Genomic DNA, 18,643 nt, shown 5'->3' on the forward strand with positions numbered 1-18,643 from the left:
TCGCGGAACACGAACGGGCCCGGACGCGTGCAGACGTTCGGGCCCGTTCGTACGGGCTGTGGAGCGGCGAGGATCAGCCCTCGGCCTTCTCCTGCGCCTTCTCCTGCTCGGGAGCCTCAGCGGCGGCCTCGGCGGCGTCGGCGGTCTTCTCGTCCGCCTCCACGGCCTCGGTGACCTCGGTGCCCTCGGCGGCGGCCTCGACCGTCTCGGCGGTCTCGTCCTCGTCGTCCAGGTCGACGGTCTCGCCCTTGTCGTCCACGACCTTGGCGGCCTCGACCACGACCGCGAGCGCCTTGCCACGGGCGACCTCGCCGACGAGCATCGGCACCTGGCCGCCCTCGACAACCTGCTGGGCGAACTGGTCAGGGCTCATGCCGGAGGACTGCGCACGGCGCATCAGGTGCTCGGTCAGCTCTTCCTGGCCGACGGACAGCTGCTCCTTGTTGACCAGCTCGTCGAGGACGAACTGGGTCCGGATGCCCTTCTCCGCCTGCTCCTTGAGCTCGGCGTCGAACTCCTCGGCGGACTTGCCCTGAAGCTCCAGGTAGGAGTCCAGGTTCAGGCCCATCTGGCCGAGCTGGTGGTGCTCCAGGTTGTGCTTCCGGGTCTGGATCTCGTCCTCGAGCAGCTTCTCGGGGATCGGGACCTCGACCAGCTCCAGGAGGGCGTCGAGCACCTTCTCCTGGGCCTGGGTGGCCTGCTCGTACTTCTTCGACTGCTCCAGGCGCTTGCGGCTGTCCGCGCGCAGCTCCTCGAGGGTGTCGAACTCGCTGGCCAGCTGGGCGAAGTCGTCGTCCAGCTCGGGCAGCTCCCGGGCCTTGACCTCGTTCACCTTGACGGAGACCTCGGCCTCGTTGCCCTGCGCGGAGCCGCCCTTCAGCTCGGAGGTGAAGGTGGCGGTGCCACCGGCCTCCAGGCCGGTCACGGCCTCGTCGATGCCATCGAGCAGCTCACCGGAGCCGATGGTGTAGGTGACGCCCTCGGCGACACCGTCCTCCAGCACCTCGCCGTCGACCTTGGCCTCCAGGTCGATGACGACGATGTCGCCTTCGGCGGCGGCGCGCTCGACGGGGCTGGTGGTGGCGAAGCGGTCGCGCAGCTGCTCGACCGACTTGTCGATGTCCTCGTCCGAGACCTCGACCGAGTCGACGGTGACCTCGATGCCGGAGTAGTCCGGGATCTCGACCGTCGGGCGGATGTCCACCTCGGCGGTGAACGTCAGCAGCTCGTTGTCCTTGAGCTCGGTGATGTCGACCTCGGGCTGTCCGAGCGGGTTCAGCTCACCCTCGTTGACCGCGTCGGTGTAGAACTTCGGGAGGGCGTCGTTGACGGCCTCCTCCAGCACCGCACCGCGGCCGAAACGCTGGTCGATGATGCGCGCCGGGATCTTGCCCTTGCGGAAGCCTGGCACCGTGACCTGCTGGTTGATCTTCTTGTACGCCGCGTCGAGGCTGGGCTTGAGCTCCTCGAAGGGCACCTCGACAGTGAGCCGAACCCGGGTCGGGTTCAGGTTCTCCACGGCGCTCTTCACGGTTCGGTCTCCTTGGGGCTGACGTGTGGTGTTCTGCTGCCTCGCACTGATGCTTCGCAGCGGATCGCGCCCGGTAAAGAAAGACACAGACGCGCAGCTTGCATAGTAACCGCAAGCATGACGCGGCCCACAACGCGATCTTGACGCCAGTGGATGGTCGGGGTGGCCGGATTCGAACCGACGACCTTCCGCTCCCAAAGCGGACGCGCTACCAAGCTGCGCCACACCCCGTCGGTGCGACACGTAGGGTACATGGCCGCGGACGCCCCGGCCCCCCGTTATTCGACCGGTGGGCAAGGGTGTGCGGGAGAGGCCCCGGACCCGCTACGATGCTTCCCGTGCCGCGGCCACGGGTGATCCCACCTGAGGCGGCGCGCGGCGCGTGCGGGCGTAGCTCAATGGTAGAGCCCCAGTCTTCCAAACTGGCTACGCGGGTTCGATTCCCGTCGCCCGCTCCATGACGTACGACGGCCCGGCCCCGGGGAGATCCCCGGCGCCGGGCCGTCGGCGTATACGGACCAGTCGATGGACGCGGACCGGTCGGCGTATGCGGACCGGTCGAGCAGCACTCGATCAGAGGTCGACGTCGCTGATGGAGCTGGCGACCGAGTCGAGGAAGTCCTGAATGTTCGGCGCCAGATCGGAAGAGGCCAAGAGGAAGCCGAAGAGGGCGGCGACGAGCGCCGGTCCCGCCTTCATCTTCCCCGCGCGGATCATCAGTACGAGGATGATCCCCACCAGCACCACCAATGACAGGGAAATGACCACAGCTGATCAAGCTCCTCGGTCGCTCATGTCTTCACCCGGCCCCGGAAGCACGCGACCTCGCACACCCCCGCTGGCAACCATCGTGCCATCAACTACCGCTCCACAGCAGCAGGGTGAGGCGACTACCTGCGTCGGTACACACCACACCCACCCGCTTGGTACCCCGCCGGGAATGCGTTACACGGGCGGACACGGGTGACACTCCCCACAATTCCGTGGATCATTTTTCGACCTGATCGCATATCCCGGAAGGGAATTCCGATTTCCATGAATCAGACATTCCACCGGAGGCACCTGAGGGGCATATGCACCATTTAAGGGGGATGAAACCCGACAGACCGGACAGCCTGAGTCCTCATATCGAACATCCGGATCGCTATGTCGACTTGATAACGGTCGGCAATCAGCCGGAGTGTGAACCGTATTACCGGGGAAGACCTGGACGAGGTTTTACGCAATAGAGGTTTCGGCGCTATCGTGCCTCAGATGTTCCACGCTGCCATCTCTCCCCCACGCGCAGTGCGGTCCCGGGTGCTCTCCCCCAGCTCCTGGTGGGAGGGCCTGTGACCAACTCCCTGCGCCCGCACGGTTCCCAGCGGTCCCCGCTCCCTCCGGCCCGGGAGGCCGAGGCCGCGGCGTCCCCCACGCCGCAGCGCGAAGAAGCAGGGCGTCAGGCGACTCCGCCCGCCGCCAGCGCCCCTGCCGGGCAGAAGCCGAAGCAGCGGGACGCCTTCTTCGACAACGCGAAGTACCTCGCGATCGTCCTGGTCGCGATGGCCCACTCGTGGGAGCCGCTCACCGATACGAGCCGCACCGCGGAAGCCCTGTACATGACCGTGTACACCTTCCACATGCCGGCCTTCATCATCATCTCCGGCTTCTTCTCCCGCAGCTTCGACATGCGGGCGGACCGGCTCAAGCGGCTCATCACCGGGGTCGCGGTGCCCTACGTGCTGTTCGAGGTCGCGTACAGCCTCTTCAAGCGCTGGGCCGACGATGACCCGAGCCACCCGATCAGCCTGCTCGACCCCTGGTACCTGACCTGGTTCCTGGTCGCGCTGTTCGTCTGGCGGCTGACGACGCCGATCTGGAAGCTGGTGCGCTGGCCGGTCCCGCTGTCGCTGGCGATCGCCACCCTGGCGTCCGTCTCGCCCGACATCGGCGACGACCTCGACCTCCAGCGGGTCCTGCAGTTCCTGCCGTTCTTCGTCATCGGCCTGTGCATGAAGCCCGAGCACTTCCAGGTGATGCGCGGCCCCAAGATGCGGATGGCGGCCGTGCCGATCTTCGCCGGCGCGCTGCTGTTCGCCTACTGGGCGGCGCCCCGGATGAACTCGGCCTGGTTCTACCACCGCGACAGCGTCCAGGAGCTGCACGCCCCGGCGTGGACCGGCCCGGTGATGACCCTGGCCATGTTCGGCTGCTCGATGGTCCTCGTGGCGTGCTTCTTCGCCTGGGTGCCGCGGCGGAACATGTGGTTCACCGTGCTGGGCGCCGGAACGCTGTACGGCTACCTGCTGCACGGCTTCCTCGCCAAGGGCTCCCGCTTCTGGGGCTGGTTCGACATCGACTGGCTGCACAAGCCGCTGGGTGAGATCACCGTCACCGTCGCCGCCGCCTCCCTCATCACCGTGCTGTGCACCCCGCCGGTGCAGCGCGCCTTCCGCTTCGCGATGGAGCCGAAGATGAAGTGGGCCTTCCGCAAGGACCCCGCCGAGCAGGCCCGTCACCGTACGGCCGCCTGACGGCTCCCACGATCGAGGGGCCGGGACCGTGTACGCACGGTCCCGGCCCTTTTCGCTGTCCGCTCACTCCCCTCCGGGCGTCTCCCGGCGCAGCGCCGCGCGGGCGGGCAGGGCGGTCGCCGCGAGCCCGAGCGCCACGGCCGCGCCCACGAACCCCGCGTAGGTCAGCGGCGGGAGGTACGGGCTCCCGCCGGTCAGGCCGCGCACCATCGGTACGAGCGTGGCCAGGGCGATCGCCGTACCCAGCGCGACCCCGGCCATGATCACCAGCAGCGCCTCCCAGCGCACCATCTCCAGCACCTGCCGCCGGGTCGAGCCGATCAGGCGCAGGGTGCCCAGCTCCCGGCGGCGGTCGAGGACCGTCATCACCAGGGTGTTGGCGGCGGCGACCGCGGCGAAGCCGCCGAGCACCGCGGCCATGGTGCTGTTGGACCAGGCGCCCAGCGCGCGGTCCCGGTCCTGGGCGGCCGCGTAGCCGTCCCGGCCGGTGACCCGCTCGCCGAGCCGCTTCCCGAGCGCCGCCGCGACGGTGCCGTGGTGCGCGCCCGCGTCGTCCCGTACCAGTACGTCCGCGTCGAAGGCCGACGTGACGTGGGGTGCCAGGGCCGCGCGGTCCAGGGTGACCTGGGCGATGCCCAGGCCACGGCCGTACGTCGCGACCACCTCGGGGGCGGCCCTGGTGCCGTCCGGGAGGCGGAGCCGGAGCCGGTCGCCCACGCGGACGTGCGCGGACTTCGCGAGGTTCGCGTCGACCGCGACCCGGCCCGGCCCGAGGTCCGCCAGGCGGCCGGTACGGACGTCCAGGTCCTGCACGGCGGCCAGCGCGCGGCCGGTGCCGGAGACGCCCTGGGCCGTCGCGCCCTGCAGGGCGGAGCCCATCGGCACGAGCACCCCGGTGCGCAGCACGCCCACCGCCGCCGCGACGCCCGGTACGGAGGCGGCGCGGTCGGCCGTGTCGGCCGGGAGGCCGCCGGGTGCGGAGATGACCTGGTCGGCGAGGATCCCGTCGCGCCGCTGCGCGGCCATCGCGTGGTCCTCGCTGGTGTGCATGAACACCAGCGTCGAGGAGAACGCCATGGCCAGCACGATCGGGGTGATCGCGGAGGCCAGCGGCCGGGCGTTGGCCAGGGTGTTGGCCGACGCCAGGACGGCCGGGGCCCGGCCCGTGCGCAGCGGCAGTCCGATCAGCCAGGCGCACAGCCGGGCGATCAGCGGGCCGAGCAGGGCCACGGCCAGCATGAAAAGCATCACGATCCCGAGCGCGGTGTTGGCCGCGTCCTCGCCGGAGGTGTCGGCCGCGACTCCGGACAGCACGAAGCCGCCGACCAGGGCCGACACGCCCAGCAGGGTACGGATCACCCCGGGGCGCAGGCGCTCGACGGCCGCCTCGCCGAGCGCCTGGCCGGGCTTGATCCGCGCCGGGCGGCGGGCGGCCATCAGGCCCGCCAGCAGCGAGGTGACCAGGCCCGCGCCGACGGCGGAGACCAGCGGAACCCAGGAGACCGCCAGCTCCACGGGGGCGGGGATCGCGCCCTTGTCCTTGAGCTGTCCGAACCACCAGTGCGCGAGGGCGATCCCGGGCAGGCAGCCGAGGGCGCCCGCGAGCGGGGCGACGAGCAGCGCCTCGGCCGCGATGGAGCGGCGGATCTGGCGCGGGGTGGCGCCGATGGCGCGCAGCAGGGCGACCTCGCGGGTGCGCTGGCCGACGGAGAGGGCGACGGTGCCCGCGGCGGTGAAGACGGCGACGGCGGTGGCGATCCCGCCGAAGGAGCCGCCGAGGGCGGTGAGCAGTTCCCTGGCCCCCGCGATCGAGCTGTCCTCGACCGCGCCGCGACCTTCGCCGGTGTGCAGGCGCACGGCGGTGGCGTGCGGGGTCTTGCCGTGCGCCCCCTTGCCGTAGGCGGTCTTCAGGCGTGCGGCCAGGTCGTCCGCGCTGGTGCCGGGGGCGGGGCGGACGAGGATGGCGTCGACCGTACGGGGGTGGCCGGACAGGGCGCGGGCCCGGGCGTCGGCGAACCAGGCCGTGGGTCCGTCTTCGGTGCTCCGGGCGATGCCGGACACCCGGAAGGTGTGCCGACCGTCCGGGGCGGTCACCGTGACGCGGCCGCCCACCCCGGTGTCCGCCGCGCGGGCGGCTCCCTCGTCGAGCACGACGTCGCCCGCCCGGGGCGGGGTGCCGGTGGTGAGTGTCACGCCCGTGAAGGGGGCCGCGCCCCAGCCGTGACCGGTCAGCGGGCCCTTCCCCGTACCGCCGCCGCTCAGCGGGAAGGTCGTATCGGGTGCGGCGGCGGCCGTTCCGGGGGTGCGGGCGGCGGTGGCGACGAGCGCGGCGTCGAGCCGGGCCCGGTCGGGGAGCGGTTCGGACTCGTCCTCCCGGTCTTCCCCGCTGCCGACGGTGTAGTGCGCGCGCTGGTCCGCGGCGACGACGACCGGGGCGCTCGCGTAGCGCTCGGGCGGTACGGAGGCCCGTACTCCGGTCTCCAGCAGGATGCCGCAGGCGGACACGATCATCGCGGTCATCATCAGGGCGATGAAGGTGCCCGCGAAGGCGGCGGGCTTGAAGCGGACGGAGGCGCGGGCCAGTCCGTTGGTGAACGCCCTCACCGGACGACGGCGATGGCTGCGGGGGTGCGGGCGGTGAGCCGGGTCATCCGGTCGGCGATCTCATGCGCCGGGGCACGGGTGAGCCGGTCGGCGATCGCCCCATCCGCGAGGAAGAGCACCCGGTCGGCGTAGCTCGCGGCCACCGGGTCGTGGGTGACCATCACCACGGTCGCGCCGAGCGCGTCCACCGCGTGCCGCAGCAGCCCGAGCACCTCGGCGGCAGTGCCCGTGTCCAGGGCACCGGTCGGCTCGTCGGCGAAGACGACGTCGGGGCGGGTGACGAGGGCGCGTGCGATCGCCACGCGCTGCTGCTGGCCTCCGGAGAGCTGGCCCGGGCGGCGCCGGGCGTGCTCGTGCAGCCCGACCTGGGCCAGCACCTCCAGGGCGCGCTGGCGGTCGGGGCGGGCACCGGCGAGCCGCATCGGGAGCAGCACGTTCTGCTCGACGGTGAGCGAGGGAAGCAGGTTGAAGGCCTGGAAGACGAAGCCAAGGCGGCTGCGGCGCAGCGTGGTGAGCTTGTTCTCACTCAGTCCGGTGATCTCGGTCCCGCCGAGCAGGACGGACCCGGCGGTCGGCCGGTCGAGCCCGGCGGCGCACTGCAGGAACGTCGACTTGCCGGAACCCGAGGGTCCCATGACGGCGGTGAAGCTGCCGTGCGGGAGGGCGAGGCTGATGCCGCGGAGTGCGTGGACGGCGTTGCCGCCGCGGCCGTAGCGGCGCTGGACGCCATGGAGTTCGATGGCGTGGGTGGCAGGGGCGAGGTGCTGGTGCGGTGCCGGGGGCGCCGCTGTCGTACGCCGCTTGCGCAGCCGCATGGTGGTGGCCCTTCTCCGGAGTTCGCCCGATGTCTTTCGAACGCCCTACGAACGTAGGGATCGGGGGTGTACCGGGGCCATGGCGGCCGCCGCCGTACCGAGGTGGGGTTAGCCCCCGGTAAGCGGCTCTACTGGCGGCAGATCAGCAGGAGCGCGCGGTCGTCGTTGACGTCTTTCGCGACCGTCTCGATCAGGTGCCAGGCCGCGCCCTGGAAGCCGGAGGAGACATAGCGGTCGGCCTCGCCCGTCAGGTGGTCGATGCCCTCGCTGATGTCGCGGTCGGCGGTCTCGACGAGGCCGTCGGTGAACAGCATCAGTACGTCCCCGGGGCGCAGGGTGCCCTTGGTGGGGTCGAACTGGGCGCCGTCGTAGACGCCCAGCAGCGGGCCGTCGGCGGACTTCTCCTCCCATTTGCCGGTGCCCGCGCTGAGCTGGAGCGCGGGTAGATGACCGGCGGAGAACAGCTCGAAGTCGCCGCTGTCGAGGTCGAGTACGAGGTGGACGGAGGTCGCGAAGCCCTCTTCCCAGTCCTGGCGCAGGAGATAGCCGTTGGCGGCCGGGAGGAAGCCGTGCGGGGGCAGCGAGCCGAGGAGGCCGCCGAAGGCGCCGGAGAGCAGGAGGGCGCGGGAGGCCGCGTCCATGCCCTTGCCGGAGACGTCGGTGAGGACGACTTCGAGGGTGCGGCCGCCGCTGCCGGTGCGGGCGGCGACCACGAAGTCGCCGGAGAAGGACTGGCCACCGGCCGGGCGCAGCGCCATCTCGCGGTGCCAGCCGCGCGGCAGGGCGGGCAGCTTGCTCTGGACGCGGATGCGTTCGCGCAGGTCGAAGAGCATGGTGCCGCCGCGGCGCCAGGGCACGCCGACCCGGCTGCGGAACTGGGCGATGAGCAGCCCGAAGAAGCCGACCGCGGCGACCACGAGGATGGTGCCGGGAGTGACCCGGGCGGAGGTGTCCTCCTCGGTGTACGGGCCGAGGACGGCGGACTCCACGATGAGCGCGGAGGCGGCGGCCGCGTACAGGCCGAGCAGGCTGGCGGGGCGCAGCAGGAGTCCGCCCGCGACGATCGGCAGGACGAGGGCGGAGGGGGCGCACCAGTCGGGGGTGGCGATGGTGCCGCAGGCGATGGCGGGGACGGCGAGGAGCAGCAGGGCGAGGGCGAGCCGGTCGGAGCCCTCGCCGCGGAAGTAGTCGACTCCGGCTTTGCGCACGCCTGTGCGAGCCCGGTGCAGAGCTTTGCGCATCCGGGCCAACGGAGTGTCCGCGCCGCCAGTCATTGCATCGGGACCCTACCCACCCGTTCGGACGCGCGTCGATTCGTGGCGCGTTGAACCACCCAGCCAGGGGGGCAATCGTAAGCGATATTCGTTCGCGCGTACGGGAAACCGCTGCTGGGGATGGGGATATGAGCGCGGAGCGGGGGGTGCCCGATCGGCTGTTTGGGATGATTGGTACGGAAAGCTGGTACTCGCAGCCGGTGTCGTACCCCGAACGCGGGAGAAAACCGCGCTCCGGCGGGAGTTGACCGAATGCGAACGCTCGATGGCCTGAGGGGTCCGCCTACGACCGCTGGCAGCCGGGGCACCAGAAGAGGTTCCGGGCGGCGAGCCCGGCGGTGCGGATCTCACCGTCGCAGACGTGGCAGGGCTGTCCGGCCCGGCGGTAGACGTAGACCTCGCCGCCGTGGTCGTCGACGCGGGGCGGGCGGCCCATGGCCTCGGGGGTGTGCTCGGGGCGGACCGTGTCGATCCGGTTGTTCCGTACGCCCTCGCGCATCAGCTCCGCGAGGTCGGACCAGATCGCGTCCCATTCGGCGCGGACCAGCCCGCGGCCCGGCCGGTACGGGTCGATGCCGTGCCGGAACAGGACCTCGGCGCGGTAGACGTTGCCGACGCCCGAGACCACCTTCTGGTCCATGAGCAGCGCGGCCACGCTGACCCGGCTGCGGGAGACCCGGGCCCAGGCGTCGCCGCCGTCGTCACCCGTGCGCAGCGGATCGGGGCCGAGCCGGTCGTGGATGGCCTGCTTCTCGGGCTCGGTGATCAGGGCGCAGGCGGTCGGCCCGCGCAGATCCGCGTACCCGCCGGGGCCCGCCAGCCGCAGCCGCACGGTCTCGGTGGGCGGCGGGGCGGGGGCCGGGCCGAAGGTGTACTTGCCGAACAGCCCGAGGTGGACATGGACCCAGCCGGTGGCCGCGAAGTCCAGGAAGAGGTGCTTGCCGTGCGCCTCTGCGTGCTGGAGCGCCTGCCCGTCCACGAGGGCCGCCCCGTCGGCGAACTTGCCCTGGGGGCTGGTGGCCCGCACGGGCCGGCCGCCGAACCGGTCGAGGTGGTCGGCGGCCAGTCGGTGGATCGTGTGCCCTTCGGGCATCAGTCGCCGGCGGGGTGATGGGCCGGGACGGGCGGCAGTTCGCCGGTGGTCTCGTAGTCGGCGAGCATGGCGATGCGGCGGGTGTGGCGCTCCTCGCCCGAGTACGGGGTGGCCAGGAAGATCTCGACGAACTTGGTCGCCTCTTCCCGAGTGTGCATGCGCCCGCCGACGCTGATCACGTTGGCGTCGTTGTGCTCGCGCGCGAGGGCGGCGGTCTGCTCGCTCCAGGCCAGTGCGGCGCGTACGCCCTTGACCTTGTTCGCCGCGATCTGCTCGCCGTTGCCAGAGCCGCCGATCACGATGCCGAGGCTGTCGGCGTCGGCGGCGGTCCGCTCGGCCGCGCGCAGGCAGAACGGCGGGTAGTCGTCCTGGGCGTCGTAGATGTGCGGGCCGCAGTCGACGGGGTCATGACCGCCCGCCCGGAGCCACTCCACGAGGTGGTTCTTCAGTTCGTAACCGGCATGATCGGAGCCGAGGTACACGCGCATGCCCAGAGTGTGACACGGCTGTGTCTTTCCCGCCGAGGCGGGTAGGCGCTCCGTTGATTCCTCCGCAACACCAAGGAACCTCATGGAAACCTCAAGTAACAATTTGAAATCGAAGGTTCACCTGTTGGTTCTCCTGAGATTCACTGGCGTCGCTCCTCTTCCGGAAGCAAAGGATCGAGCCATATGAGCGCACAACCAGAGACTTCCCCCGACGGCCTCAAGGCCGGGCTCAAAAATCGCCATCTGTCCATGATCGCGATTGGCGGTGTGATCGGCGCCGGGCTGTTCGTCGGCTCCAGTGCCGGTATCGCCAAGGCCGGGCCGGGCATCCTCGTGTCCTACGCGCTGGTCGGCCTCATGGTCGTCCTCGTGATGCGCATGCTGGGCGAGATGGCGGCCGCGAATCCGACCTCCGGCTCCTTCTCCGCCTACGCGGACCGGGCGCTCGGCCGCTGGGCGGGCTTCTCGATCGGCTGGCTCTACTGGTTCTTCTGGGTCGTGGTGCTGGCGGTCGAGGCGACCGCCGGTGCCAAGATCCTGGAGGAGTGGTGGCCCGCCGTACCGCAGTGGGGCTGGGCGCTGATCGTGATGGTCGTGCTCACCGCCGCCAACCTGGCCTCGGTCGCTTCCTACGGTGAATTCGAGTTCTGGTTCGCCGGGATCAAGGTCGTCGCCATCGCCGCCTTCATCGTCATCGGCGGGCTCGCGGTCTTCGGCCTGCTGCCCGGCTCCGAGAACGAGAGCGCGGGGCTGTCCAATCTGACCGCGCACAGCGGCTTCCTGCCCAACGGGCCCGGCGCGATCCTCACCGGTGTGCTGCTGGTCGTCTTCTCCTTCATGGGCAGTGAGATCGTCACCCTGGCCGCCGGTGAGTCCGCCGACCCGCAGCGGGCCGTCTCCAAGGCCACCAACAGCGTGATCTGGCGTATCGCGGTCTTCTACCTGGGCTCGATCTTCGTCGTGGTCACCCTGCTGCCCTGGGACTCCAAGTCGATCACCAAGGACGGCAGTTACGTCGCCGCGCTCGAGTCGATCGGCATTCCGCACGCCGGTCAGGTCATGAACGTCATCGTGCTGACCGCCGTGCTCTCCTGCCTCAACTCCGGCCTCTACACCGCCTCCCGGATGGCCTTCTCGCTCGGGCAGCGCGGGGATGCCCCGGCCGCGTTCGCGAAGACCAACGCGCGCGGTGTGCCGCAGGCCGCGATCCTCGGCTCGGTCGTCTTCGGCTTCGTCGCGGTCTGGTTCAACTACCAGTGGCCGGACACGGTCTTCGAGTTCCTGCTGAACTCCTCGGGCGCGGTCGCGCTCTTCGTCTGGCTGGTCATCTGCTTCACCCAGCTGCGGATGCGCGGCATCATCCTGCGCGAGAGCCCGGACAAGCTGGTCGTCCGGATGTGGGGCTTCCCGTATCTGACCTGGGCGACCATCGGGATGATCACGTTCGTGCTGCTCTACATGCTCACCGACGACGCCGGTCGCGAGCAGGTGCTGCTGTCCACCCTGGTGGCGGCGCTCGTGGTGGGCTTCGCGCTGATACGGGAGCGGATCTCCGGGCCCAAGAACGCCGCCCCGGCCGAGGCTCCCTCCAAGGAGTCCGTGTCCCGGTAGGCCCCGGACCAACGGACAACGCGTCGGGCGGGCCGGTCTTCCGACCGGCCCGCCCGACGCGTTGAGTGAGTGTGGCGTTGAGTGAGTGTGGCTCAGCCTCGGCGGCCCACCAGCTTCCAGGCGGTCGGCAGCGCGCCCATCGCCAGCGCCGCCTTCAGGGCGTCACCGACCAGGAACGGGATCAGACCGGCGGCCACCGCCTGGCCGAGCGAGATGTCCGCGGCCAGCGCCAGGTACGGGACGCCGACCGCGTAGATGATCGCGGAGCCGACGGCCATGGTGCCCACCGTGCGCAGCGCCCCCCGGTCGCCGCCGCGCCGCGCCAGCGCGCCCACCACGGTCGCGGCGAGCAGCATGCCCAGCACGTAGCCGAAGGACGGCATGGCGGCGCCGGAGTCGCCCTCGGCGAACCAGGGCATGCCCGCCATCCCGGCCAGCGCGTACAGCGCGAGCGACAGGAAGCCCCGGCGGGCCCCGAGCGAGGTGCCCACCAGCAGCGCGGCGAACGTCTGGCCGGTCACCGGCACCGGCGAGCCGGGGACGGGCACCGAGATCTGCGCGGCGAGCCCGGTGAGCACGGCGCCGCCCACGACGAGCGCGGTGTCACGGGCGAGAACACGCCGCGCGGGGAAGACCGCGTCGGCGAGGACCGTACCGGTCGGGGCGGCGGCGGAAACACTGCTCATCAGCGGAACTCCGAGGTCAGAAGGGGTGGACTACGCGACGGTAACCCGGCGCGGCAACCCCGCACACCATCGGATGACCACAAATGCCGGGCTCCGCGCTTGGCGGCTTCGGGCAGATGGGGGCGATACGGAGTGTAACCATGATGTCCGATATCCAGAAAAGTTTGACATCAATGTTGTCCTGATCGGACACCCGCCTTCACACTGGGGGCCGTTTTGTATCCGCCCGCCCCTCACACAAGGGACAGAGACCAGTCATGAACCCGACACCTTCGTCCCCAGCGCCGCAGAGCGGCACGAAGGCGACCGACGCGGGCGCGGACGCCTCGCCTCCGCTCTCGCACGGCCTCAAGCAGCGCCATCTGTCGATGATCGCCCTCGGCGGCGTGATCGGCGCCGGGCTGTTCGTCGGTTCCGGCGCCGGAATCGCGGCCGCCGGGCCGTCGATCGTCCTCGCCTACGCGCTCTCCGGGCTGCTCGTGATGCTCGTGATGCGGATGCTCGGCGAGATGTCGGCGGCCAACCCGGCCTCCGGTTCGTTCTCCGTGCACGCCGAACGCGCCATCGGGCCGTGGGCCGGGTTCACCGCGGGCTGGATGTTCTGGGTGCTGCTGTGCGTGGGCATCGCCGCCGAGGCGATCGGCGCGGCCGGGATCATGGTCCACTGGTTCCCGGGCACCGAGTCCTGGATGTGGGTCGCCGTCTTCATGGCGATCTTCTGCGGCACCAACCTCGCGGCCGTCAGCAACTTCGGCGAATTCGAGTTCTGGTTCGCCGCGCTGAAGATCGCCGCGATCAGCGTCTTCCTCGTCCTGGGCGCCCTCGCCGTCCTCGGCGTCCTGCCCGGCACCGACTCCCCCGGCAGCGACAACCTGACCGGCCATGGCGGCTTCATGCCCAACGGCACGGACGGCCTGGTGGTCGGCCTGCTGGCCTCCGTCTTCGCGTACGGCGGCCTGGAGACGGTGACGATCGCGGCGGCCGAGTCCGAGAACCCGGTCAAGAGCGTCGCCGGTGCGGTGCGCACCGCGATGTGGCGCATCGCCCTCTTCTACGTCGGCTCGATGCTCGTCGTCGTCACGGTCATTCCGTGGAACGACAAGGCGGTCGTGAAGGACGGCCCGTACGTCGCGGTCCTCAACCACCTCGACATCCCGGCGGCCGGCGACATCATGAACGTCATCGTCCTGGTCGCCCTGCTCTCCGCGATGAACGCCAACATCTACGGCGCCTCCCGCATGTCCTACTCCCTGGTGGCCCGCGGCGAGGGCCCCGCCCTCCTCGGCCGCGTGTACGGCGGCGTCCCCCGCCTCACCGTCCTCGCCTCCTCCTTCTTCGGCTTCGTCGCGGTGCTGCTCAGCTACTGGTGGCCGGACACCATCTTCAAGTGGCTCCTCAACATGGTCGGCGCCGCGGTGCTGGTCGTCTGGACCTTCATCGCCGTCTCCCAGCTCGTGATGCGCCGCCGCATCCAGCGCGAGGCCCCCGAGAAGCTCGTGGTCAAGATGTGGCTCTTCCCCTACCTGACCTACGTGGCCCTGGCCGCCACCATCGGCGTCCTGCTCCTGATGCTCCGCGAGGACGAGACCAGCACCCAGCTGTACTTCACGGTCGGCCTGACGGCGGTACTCGCGATCATCGGCTACGCCCGCCAGAAGGCGGTGGCGGCGCAGCGCTGACCGTCACCCCCTCCGCTTCCCGAGGCGGGGCAGGCCCTACGTCCATGGGCCTGCCCCGCCTCGGTCCTTTGGGGCAGAGATCCGGGCTTCCCTGGCGGAGAAAGTTCTTACTGGTAGCGTGCAGTTGCAAGCTAATTGCAATAAGGGTCGGAGGGCTTGGCATGGCCATCTACACACTTCCTGAACTTCCGTACGACTACTCGGCGCTGGCCCCGGTCATCAGCCCCGAGATCATCGAGCTGCATCACGACAAGCACCACGCCACGTATGTGAAGGGCGCGAACGACACGCTGGAGCAGCTCGCCGAGGCGCGGGACAAGGACCAGTGGGGGTCGATCAACGGGCTGGAGAAGAATCTGGCCTTCCATCTGTCGGGCCACATCCTGCACAGCATCTACTGGACCAACATGACCGGCGACGGCGGTGGTGAGCCGCTGGCGAAGGACGGGGTGGGCGAGCTGGCCGATGCCATCGCCGAGGGCTTCGGGTCCTTCGACCGGTTCAAGGCGCAGCTGACCAAGGCGGCCGGGACCACCCAGGGGTCGGGGTGGGGTGTGCTGGCGTACGAGCCGGTGAGCGGGCGGCTGGTGGTGGAGCAGGTGTACGACCACCAGGGGAACGTGGGGCAGGGTTCGGTGCCGATCCTGGTCTTCGACGCCTGGGAGCACGCCTTCTACCTGCAGTACAAGAACCAGAAGGTGGACTTCATCGAGGCCATGTGGAAGGTCGTCAACTGGCAGGATGTCGCCCGCCGCTACGCGGCTGCCAAAGAGCGCGCCCACAGCCTGCTGCTGGCTCCGTAATGAGCCTCCTGCTTGCGTGATCGTCTTCTCAGCCTTCACGGGCAGGGCGGAGAACAGGGCCCCCGCGCGGTCGAGTCGCGCGGGGGCCCTGCCGTATCAAGGGTGCGGTCAGTCGAAGATCGGGCCGACCGTGCGGGTGCGCTTGATCTCGTAGAAGCCCGGGATGGAGGCGACCAGCAGGGTGCCGTCCCAGAGCTGGGCGGCGGCGTCGCCCTTGGGGGCGGGGGTGACGACCGGGCCGAAGAAGGCGATCTGCTCGCCGTCCGAGCCGGGGACCGCGATGACCGGGGTGCCGACCTCCTGGCCGACCAGGTCGATGCCCGCCGCGTGGGAGGCGCGCAGCTCGGTGTCGTAGGCGTCGGAGTCGGCCGCGTCTGCGAGGTCGGCGGGCAGTCCGGCCTCCTCCAGGGCGGCGACGATCGTCTCGCGGTTCTTCTCCAGGCCCTGGTTGTGGAAGCGGGTGCCGAGGGCGGTGTAGAGGGGGCCGAGGACGTCACTCCCGTGCTTCTGCTCGGCGGCTATGCAGACCCGGACCGGGCCCCAGGCGGTTTTCATCAGCTCCTGGTACCGCTCGGGCAGCTCGTCCAGCTTGGGCTCGTTGAGCACGGCGAGGCTCATCACATGCCAGCGCACCTCGACGGGGCGGACCTTTTCCACCTCGAGCATCCAGCGCGAGGTCATCCAGGCCCAGGGACACAGCGGGTCGAACCAGAAATCGGCGGGAGTCTTGACTGTCTCGGTCACGGTCTCTCCTCAGACGGGCGCGCGGGGATAAAGAGGTATCGGCAGTTGTCTCGTACCGACAACGTGGCCGGGCCCGGGGACCATTCCCCGATACCGAGTGTCAGTGCCGCGTGACATGATTCCCGCTGTCCGGAATGGCGAGAGGGACACGAGGGGAGCCACTACGTGCCCGGTGAGAACCTGACCCGTGACGAGGCCCGCGAGCGGGCGAGGCTGTTGTCGGTTGACGCGTACGACGTGGCCCTCGACCTGCGGTCCGCGGTCGGGGCGGATCCCGGACCGGGGCCGCGCACCTTCCGCTCGACGACGACCGTGCGCTTCCGCTGCGCCGAGCCGGGGGCGGCGTCCTTCGCCGACCTGGTGGCGCCGGAGGTCGTCGCGGTGCGGCTCAACGGGCGGGAGCTGGACCCGGCCGCCGTCTTCGACGGCTCCCGGATCGCCCTGGAGGGGCTGGCGGGGGAGAACGAGCTGGTGGTGGACGCGCGGTGCGCGTACAGCCGCACGGGCGAGGGGCTGCACCGCTTCGTCGACCCCGAGGACGGCGAGGTGTATCTCTACACCCAGTACGAACCGGCCGACGCCCGCCGGGTCTTCGCCAACTTCGAACAGCCCGATCTGAAGGCGCCGTTCACCTTCTCGGTGACCGCCCCCGAGAGCTGGATCGTGCTGAGCAACGGGACGGCCGCCGGAGTCGAGCCGTCCGGTGACGGCGACGGGGCCGCGACCACCCGGTTCACCCCGACCCTGCCCATCTCGACGTACATCACGGCCGTCGTCGCGGGCCCGTACCACTACGAGAGCGACCGCTACCGCCGCACCCAGCCGGACGGCTCGGTGCTGGAGGTCCCGCTCGGCGCGCTGTGCCGCAAGGGGCTCGCCAAGCACTTCGACGCGGACGACATCTTCACCATCACCAAGCAGGGCCTGGATTTCTTCCACGACCACTTCGACTATCCGTACCCCTTCGGGAAGTACGACCAGGCGTTCGTGCCGGAGTACAACATCGGCGCGATGGAGAACCCGGGGTGCGTGACCTTCCGCGAGGAGTTCGTCTTCCGCGGCAAGGTCACCCAGGCGTCGTACGAGCACCGGGCGACCGTCATCCTGCACGAGATGGCGCACATGTGGTTCGGCGACCTGGTCACCATGGAGTGGTGGGACGACCTGTGGCTCAAGGAGTCGTTCGCCGACTTCATGGGGGCCTTCGCGCTGGTCGGGGCGACCCGCTTCACCGACGGCTGGATCACCTTCGCCAACCGCCGCAAGTCCTGGGCGTACCGGGCCGACCAGCTGCCGTCCACCCATCCCGTCACGGCCGACATCCGGGACCTGGAGGACGCCAAGCTCAACTTCGACGGGATCACCTACGCCAAGGGCGCGTCGGTGCTCAAGCAGCTGGTGGCCTACGCCGGGCAGGACGCCTTCCTGGAGGGCGCCCGCCGCTACTTCAAGCGGCACGCGTACGGGAACACCCGGCTGACGGATCTGCTGTCGGTGCTCACCGAGACCTCCGGCCGGGACATGGCGGCCTGGTCGCGGGCCTGGCTGGAGACCGCGGGCGTCAACGTACTGACCCCGCAGGCCGTCTACGACGCCGAGGGACACATCACCGAGCTGGCCGTCCTCCAGGAGGCCGGGTCCGACAGCCATCCTTCGCTGCGCCCGCACCGGGTCGCGGTCGGGCTGTACCGGAAGGACGCCGCCGGGGAGCGCCCCGGGGCGCTGGTGCGCTACGCCCGCGCCGAGGTGGACGTCGACGGTCCCCGTACGGTCGTCAGCGAGCTGACCGGGGCCGAGCGGCCCGATCTGATCCTGGTCAACGACGAGGACCTCACCTACGCCAAGGTCCGCTTCGACGAGGCCTCGCTGGACACCCTGCGCGAGCATCTGGGCGATCTGAGCGATCCGCTCGCCCGCGCGCTGTGCTGGTCCGCGCTGTGGAACCTCACCCGGGACGGGCTGATGCCCGCCCGCGACTACCTCGCGCTGGTGGAGCGGTTCGCCGGGGCGGAGAGCGACATCGGCGTGCTCCAGATGGTCCAGTCGTGGGCGCTGTCCGCGTTCCATCACTACAGCGCGCCCGAGCGCCGCGCGGAGGCCGGGAGCGGGATCGCCGAGAGCGCGCTGCGCGAGCTGCGGCTCGCCGCGCCGGGCAGCGGACACCAGCTCGCCTGGGCGCGGTTCTTCGCCCAGGTCGCCTCGGCCGATGGTTCGCTGCGGATGCTGCGCGGGCTGCTGGACGGGACGGCCCGGATCGACGGGCTCGAAGTGGACCAGGAGCTGCGCTGGACGTTCCTGGCGGCGCTCGCCGCGCTGGGGGAGGCCGACGAGAAGGCGATCGCGGCGGAGCTGTCCCGCGACGACACCGCGTCCGGCAAGCGCCATCAGGTGCGGTCGCTGGCCGCCCGGCCCTCGGCCGAGGTCAAGGCCGAGGCGTGGGCGACCGTGGTGGACACCGACCGGCTGTCGAACGCGCTGGTGGAGGCCACCATCGCGGGCTTCGACCAGCCGGACCAGCGCGAGCTGCTGGCGCCGTACGCCCCGCGCTACTTCGAGGTGATCGAGCGGATCTGGCAGGAGCGGTCGATCGAGATCGCCATGGCGATCGTGCGTGGGCTGTTCCCGGCCACCCAGGGCGATGCCACCACCCTGGCGGCGGCCGACGCCTGGCTGACCGGCCGCCCGGAGGCGCCGTCCGCGCTGCGGCGGCTGGTGCTGGAGGCCCGCGACGACCTCGCGCGGACCCTGCGCGGACAGGAGTGCGACGCGCGGGCCGCCGGATAGGCGAGTACGGCGGGGGCC

General features: G+C 70.6%; 14 protein-coding genes and 2 tRNA genes. 6 read left to right on the forward strand and 10 right to left on the reverse strand.

Annotation, left to right across the window (positions count from 1 at the left end; genetic code table 11):
- Positions 1-73: 73 nt before the first annotated feature.
- The gene (tig, locus tag ACWC5C_RS04885; protein ID WP_450873722.1) at positions 74-1,531 is read right to left on the reverse strand and encodes a trigger factor; all 1,458 of its coding nucleotides are present in this window, start codon (positions 1,529-1,531) and stop codon (positions 74-76) included.
- 154 nt (positions 1,532-1,685) lie between these two features.
- Positions 1,686-1,762: transfer RNA gene (locus tag ACWC5C_RS04890), tRNA-Pro, on the reverse strand.
- Between the two features lie 153 nt (positions 1,763-1,915).
- Between ACWC5C_RS04890 and ACWC5C_RS04895 the strand changes: the two genes are divergently transcribed.
- A tRNA-Gly gene (locus ACWC5C_RS04895) sits at positions 1,916-1,989 on the forward strand.
- Positions 1,990-2,104: 115 nt separating this feature from the next.
- Here ACWC5C_RS04895 and ACWC5C_RS04900 read toward each other — a convergent pair.
- Positions 2,105-2,299: a hypothetical protein gene (locus ACWC5C_RS04900; protein WP_450873724.1), complete on the reverse strand. Its 195-nt coding sequence runs from the start codon at positions 2,297-2,299 to the stop codon at positions 2,105-2,107.
- A 563-nt stretch (positions 2,300-2,862) separates the two neighbouring features.
- Between ACWC5C_RS04900 and ACWC5C_RS04905 the strand changes: the two genes are divergently transcribed.
- Positions 2,863-4,044 carry an acyltransferase family protein gene (locus ACWC5C_RS04905; protein WP_450873726.1) on the forward strand — a complete coding sequence of 394 codons (1,182 nt, stop codon included), beginning with the start codon at positions 2,863-2,865 and terminating at the stop codon, positions 4,042-4,044.
- Positions 4,045-4,107: 63 nt separating this feature from the next.
- Here ACWC5C_RS04905 and ACWC5C_RS04910 read toward each other — a convergent pair whose 3' ends face one another.
- The 5 genes from ACWC5C_RS04910 to ACWC5C_RS04930 form a co-directional block, all read right to left on the reverse strand.
- On the reverse strand, positions 4,108-6,648 hold the full coding sequence (locus ACWC5C_RS04910; RefSeq protein ID WP_450873728.1) for an ABC transporter permease: 2,541 nt from the start codon (positions 6,646-6,648) through the stop codon (positions 4,108-4,110).
- Positions 6,645-7,463 carry an ABC transporter ATP-binding protein gene (locus tag ACWC5C_RS04915; protein WP_450873730.1) on the reverse strand — a complete coding sequence of 273 codons (819 nt, stop codon included), beginning with the start codon at positions 7,461-7,463 and terminating at the stop codon, positions 6,645-6,647. The genes ACWC5C_RS04910 and ACWC5C_RS04915 overlap by 4 nt, the downstream gene beginning before the upstream one ends.
- 128 nt (positions 7,464-7,591) lie before the next feature.
- The gene (locus tag ACWC5C_RS04920; protein WP_385436114.1) at positions 7,592-8,737 is read right to left on the reverse strand and encodes a PP2C family protein-serine/threonine phosphatase; all 1,146 of its coding nucleotides are present in this window, start codon (positions 8,735-8,737) and stop codon (positions 7,592-7,594) included.
- A gap of 283 nt (positions 8,738-9,020) precedes the next feature.
- Positions 9,021-9,830, reverse strand: a complete 810-nt coding sequence (locus ACWC5C_RS04925) for an Fpg/Nei family DNA glycosylase (RefSeq protein ID WP_450873732.1) — start codon at positions 9,828-9,830, stop codon at positions 9,021-9,023.
- Positions 9,830-10,318, reverse strand: a complete 489-nt coding sequence (locus ACWC5C_RS04930) for a ribose-5-phosphate isomerase (RefSeq protein ID WP_450873734.1) — start codon at positions 10,316-10,318, stop codon at positions 9,830-9,832. The genes ACWC5C_RS04925 and ACWC5C_RS04930 overlap by 1 nt, the downstream gene beginning before the upstream one ends.
- Before the next feature lie 183 nt (positions 10,319-10,501).
- Between ACWC5C_RS04930 and ACWC5C_RS04935 the strand changes: the two genes are divergently transcribed.
- Positions 10,502-11,929 (forward strand): amino acid permease, encoded by a 1,428-nt coding sequence (locus tag ACWC5C_RS04935; RefSeq protein ID WP_450873736.1) that lies wholly within the window; start codon positions 10,502-10,504, stop codon positions 11,927-11,929.
- 92 nt (positions 11,930-12,021) lie between these two features.
- Here the strand turns inward: ACWC5C_RS04935 and ACWC5C_RS04940 are convergent, their stop codons facing one another.
- Positions 12,022-12,615, reverse strand: a complete 594-nt coding sequence (locus ACWC5C_RS04940; protein WP_450873738.1) for a biotin transporter BioY — start codon at positions 12,613-12,615, stop codon at positions 12,022-12,024.
- A 257-nt stretch (positions 12,616-12,872) separates the two neighbouring features.
- Between ACWC5C_RS04940 and ACWC5C_RS04945 the strand changes: the two genes are divergently transcribed.
- Positions 12,873-14,294 carry an amino acid permease gene (locus ACWC5C_RS04945; protein ID WP_450873740.1) on the forward strand — a complete coding sequence of 474 codons (1,422 nt, stop codon included), beginning with the start codon at positions 12,873-12,875 and terminating at the stop codon, positions 14,292-14,294.
- 161 nt (positions 14,295-14,455) lie between these two features.
- Positions 14,456-15,097: a superoxide dismutase gene (locus tag ACWC5C_RS04950; RefSeq protein WP_450873742.1), complete on the forward strand. Its 642-nt coding sequence runs from the start codon at positions 14,456-14,458 to the stop codon at positions 15,095-15,097.
- 108 nt (positions 15,098-15,205) lie between these two features.
- Here ACWC5C_RS04950 and ACWC5C_RS04955 read toward each other — a convergent pair whose 3' ends face one another.
- Positions 15,206-15,841 (reverse strand): mycothiol-dependent nitroreductase Rv2466c family protein, encoded by a 636-nt coding sequence (locus ACWC5C_RS04955; protein WP_450873744.1) that lies wholly within the window; start codon positions 15,839-15,841, stop codon positions 15,206-15,208.
- Positions 15,842-16,006: 165 nt separating this feature from the next.
- On the opposite strand from ACWC5C_RS04955, the gene pepN reads away from it, so the two are divergent.
- The gene (pepN, locus tag ACWC5C_RS04960) at positions 16,007-18,625 is read left to right on the forward strand and encodes an aminopeptidase N (protein WP_450873746.1); all 2,619 of its coding nucleotides are present in this window, start codon (positions 16,007-16,009) and stop codon (positions 18,623-18,625) included.
- Positions 18,626-18,643 lie beyond the last annotated feature (18 nt).

It is taken from the genome of Streptomyces sp. NPDC001700 (assembly GCF_053596435.1).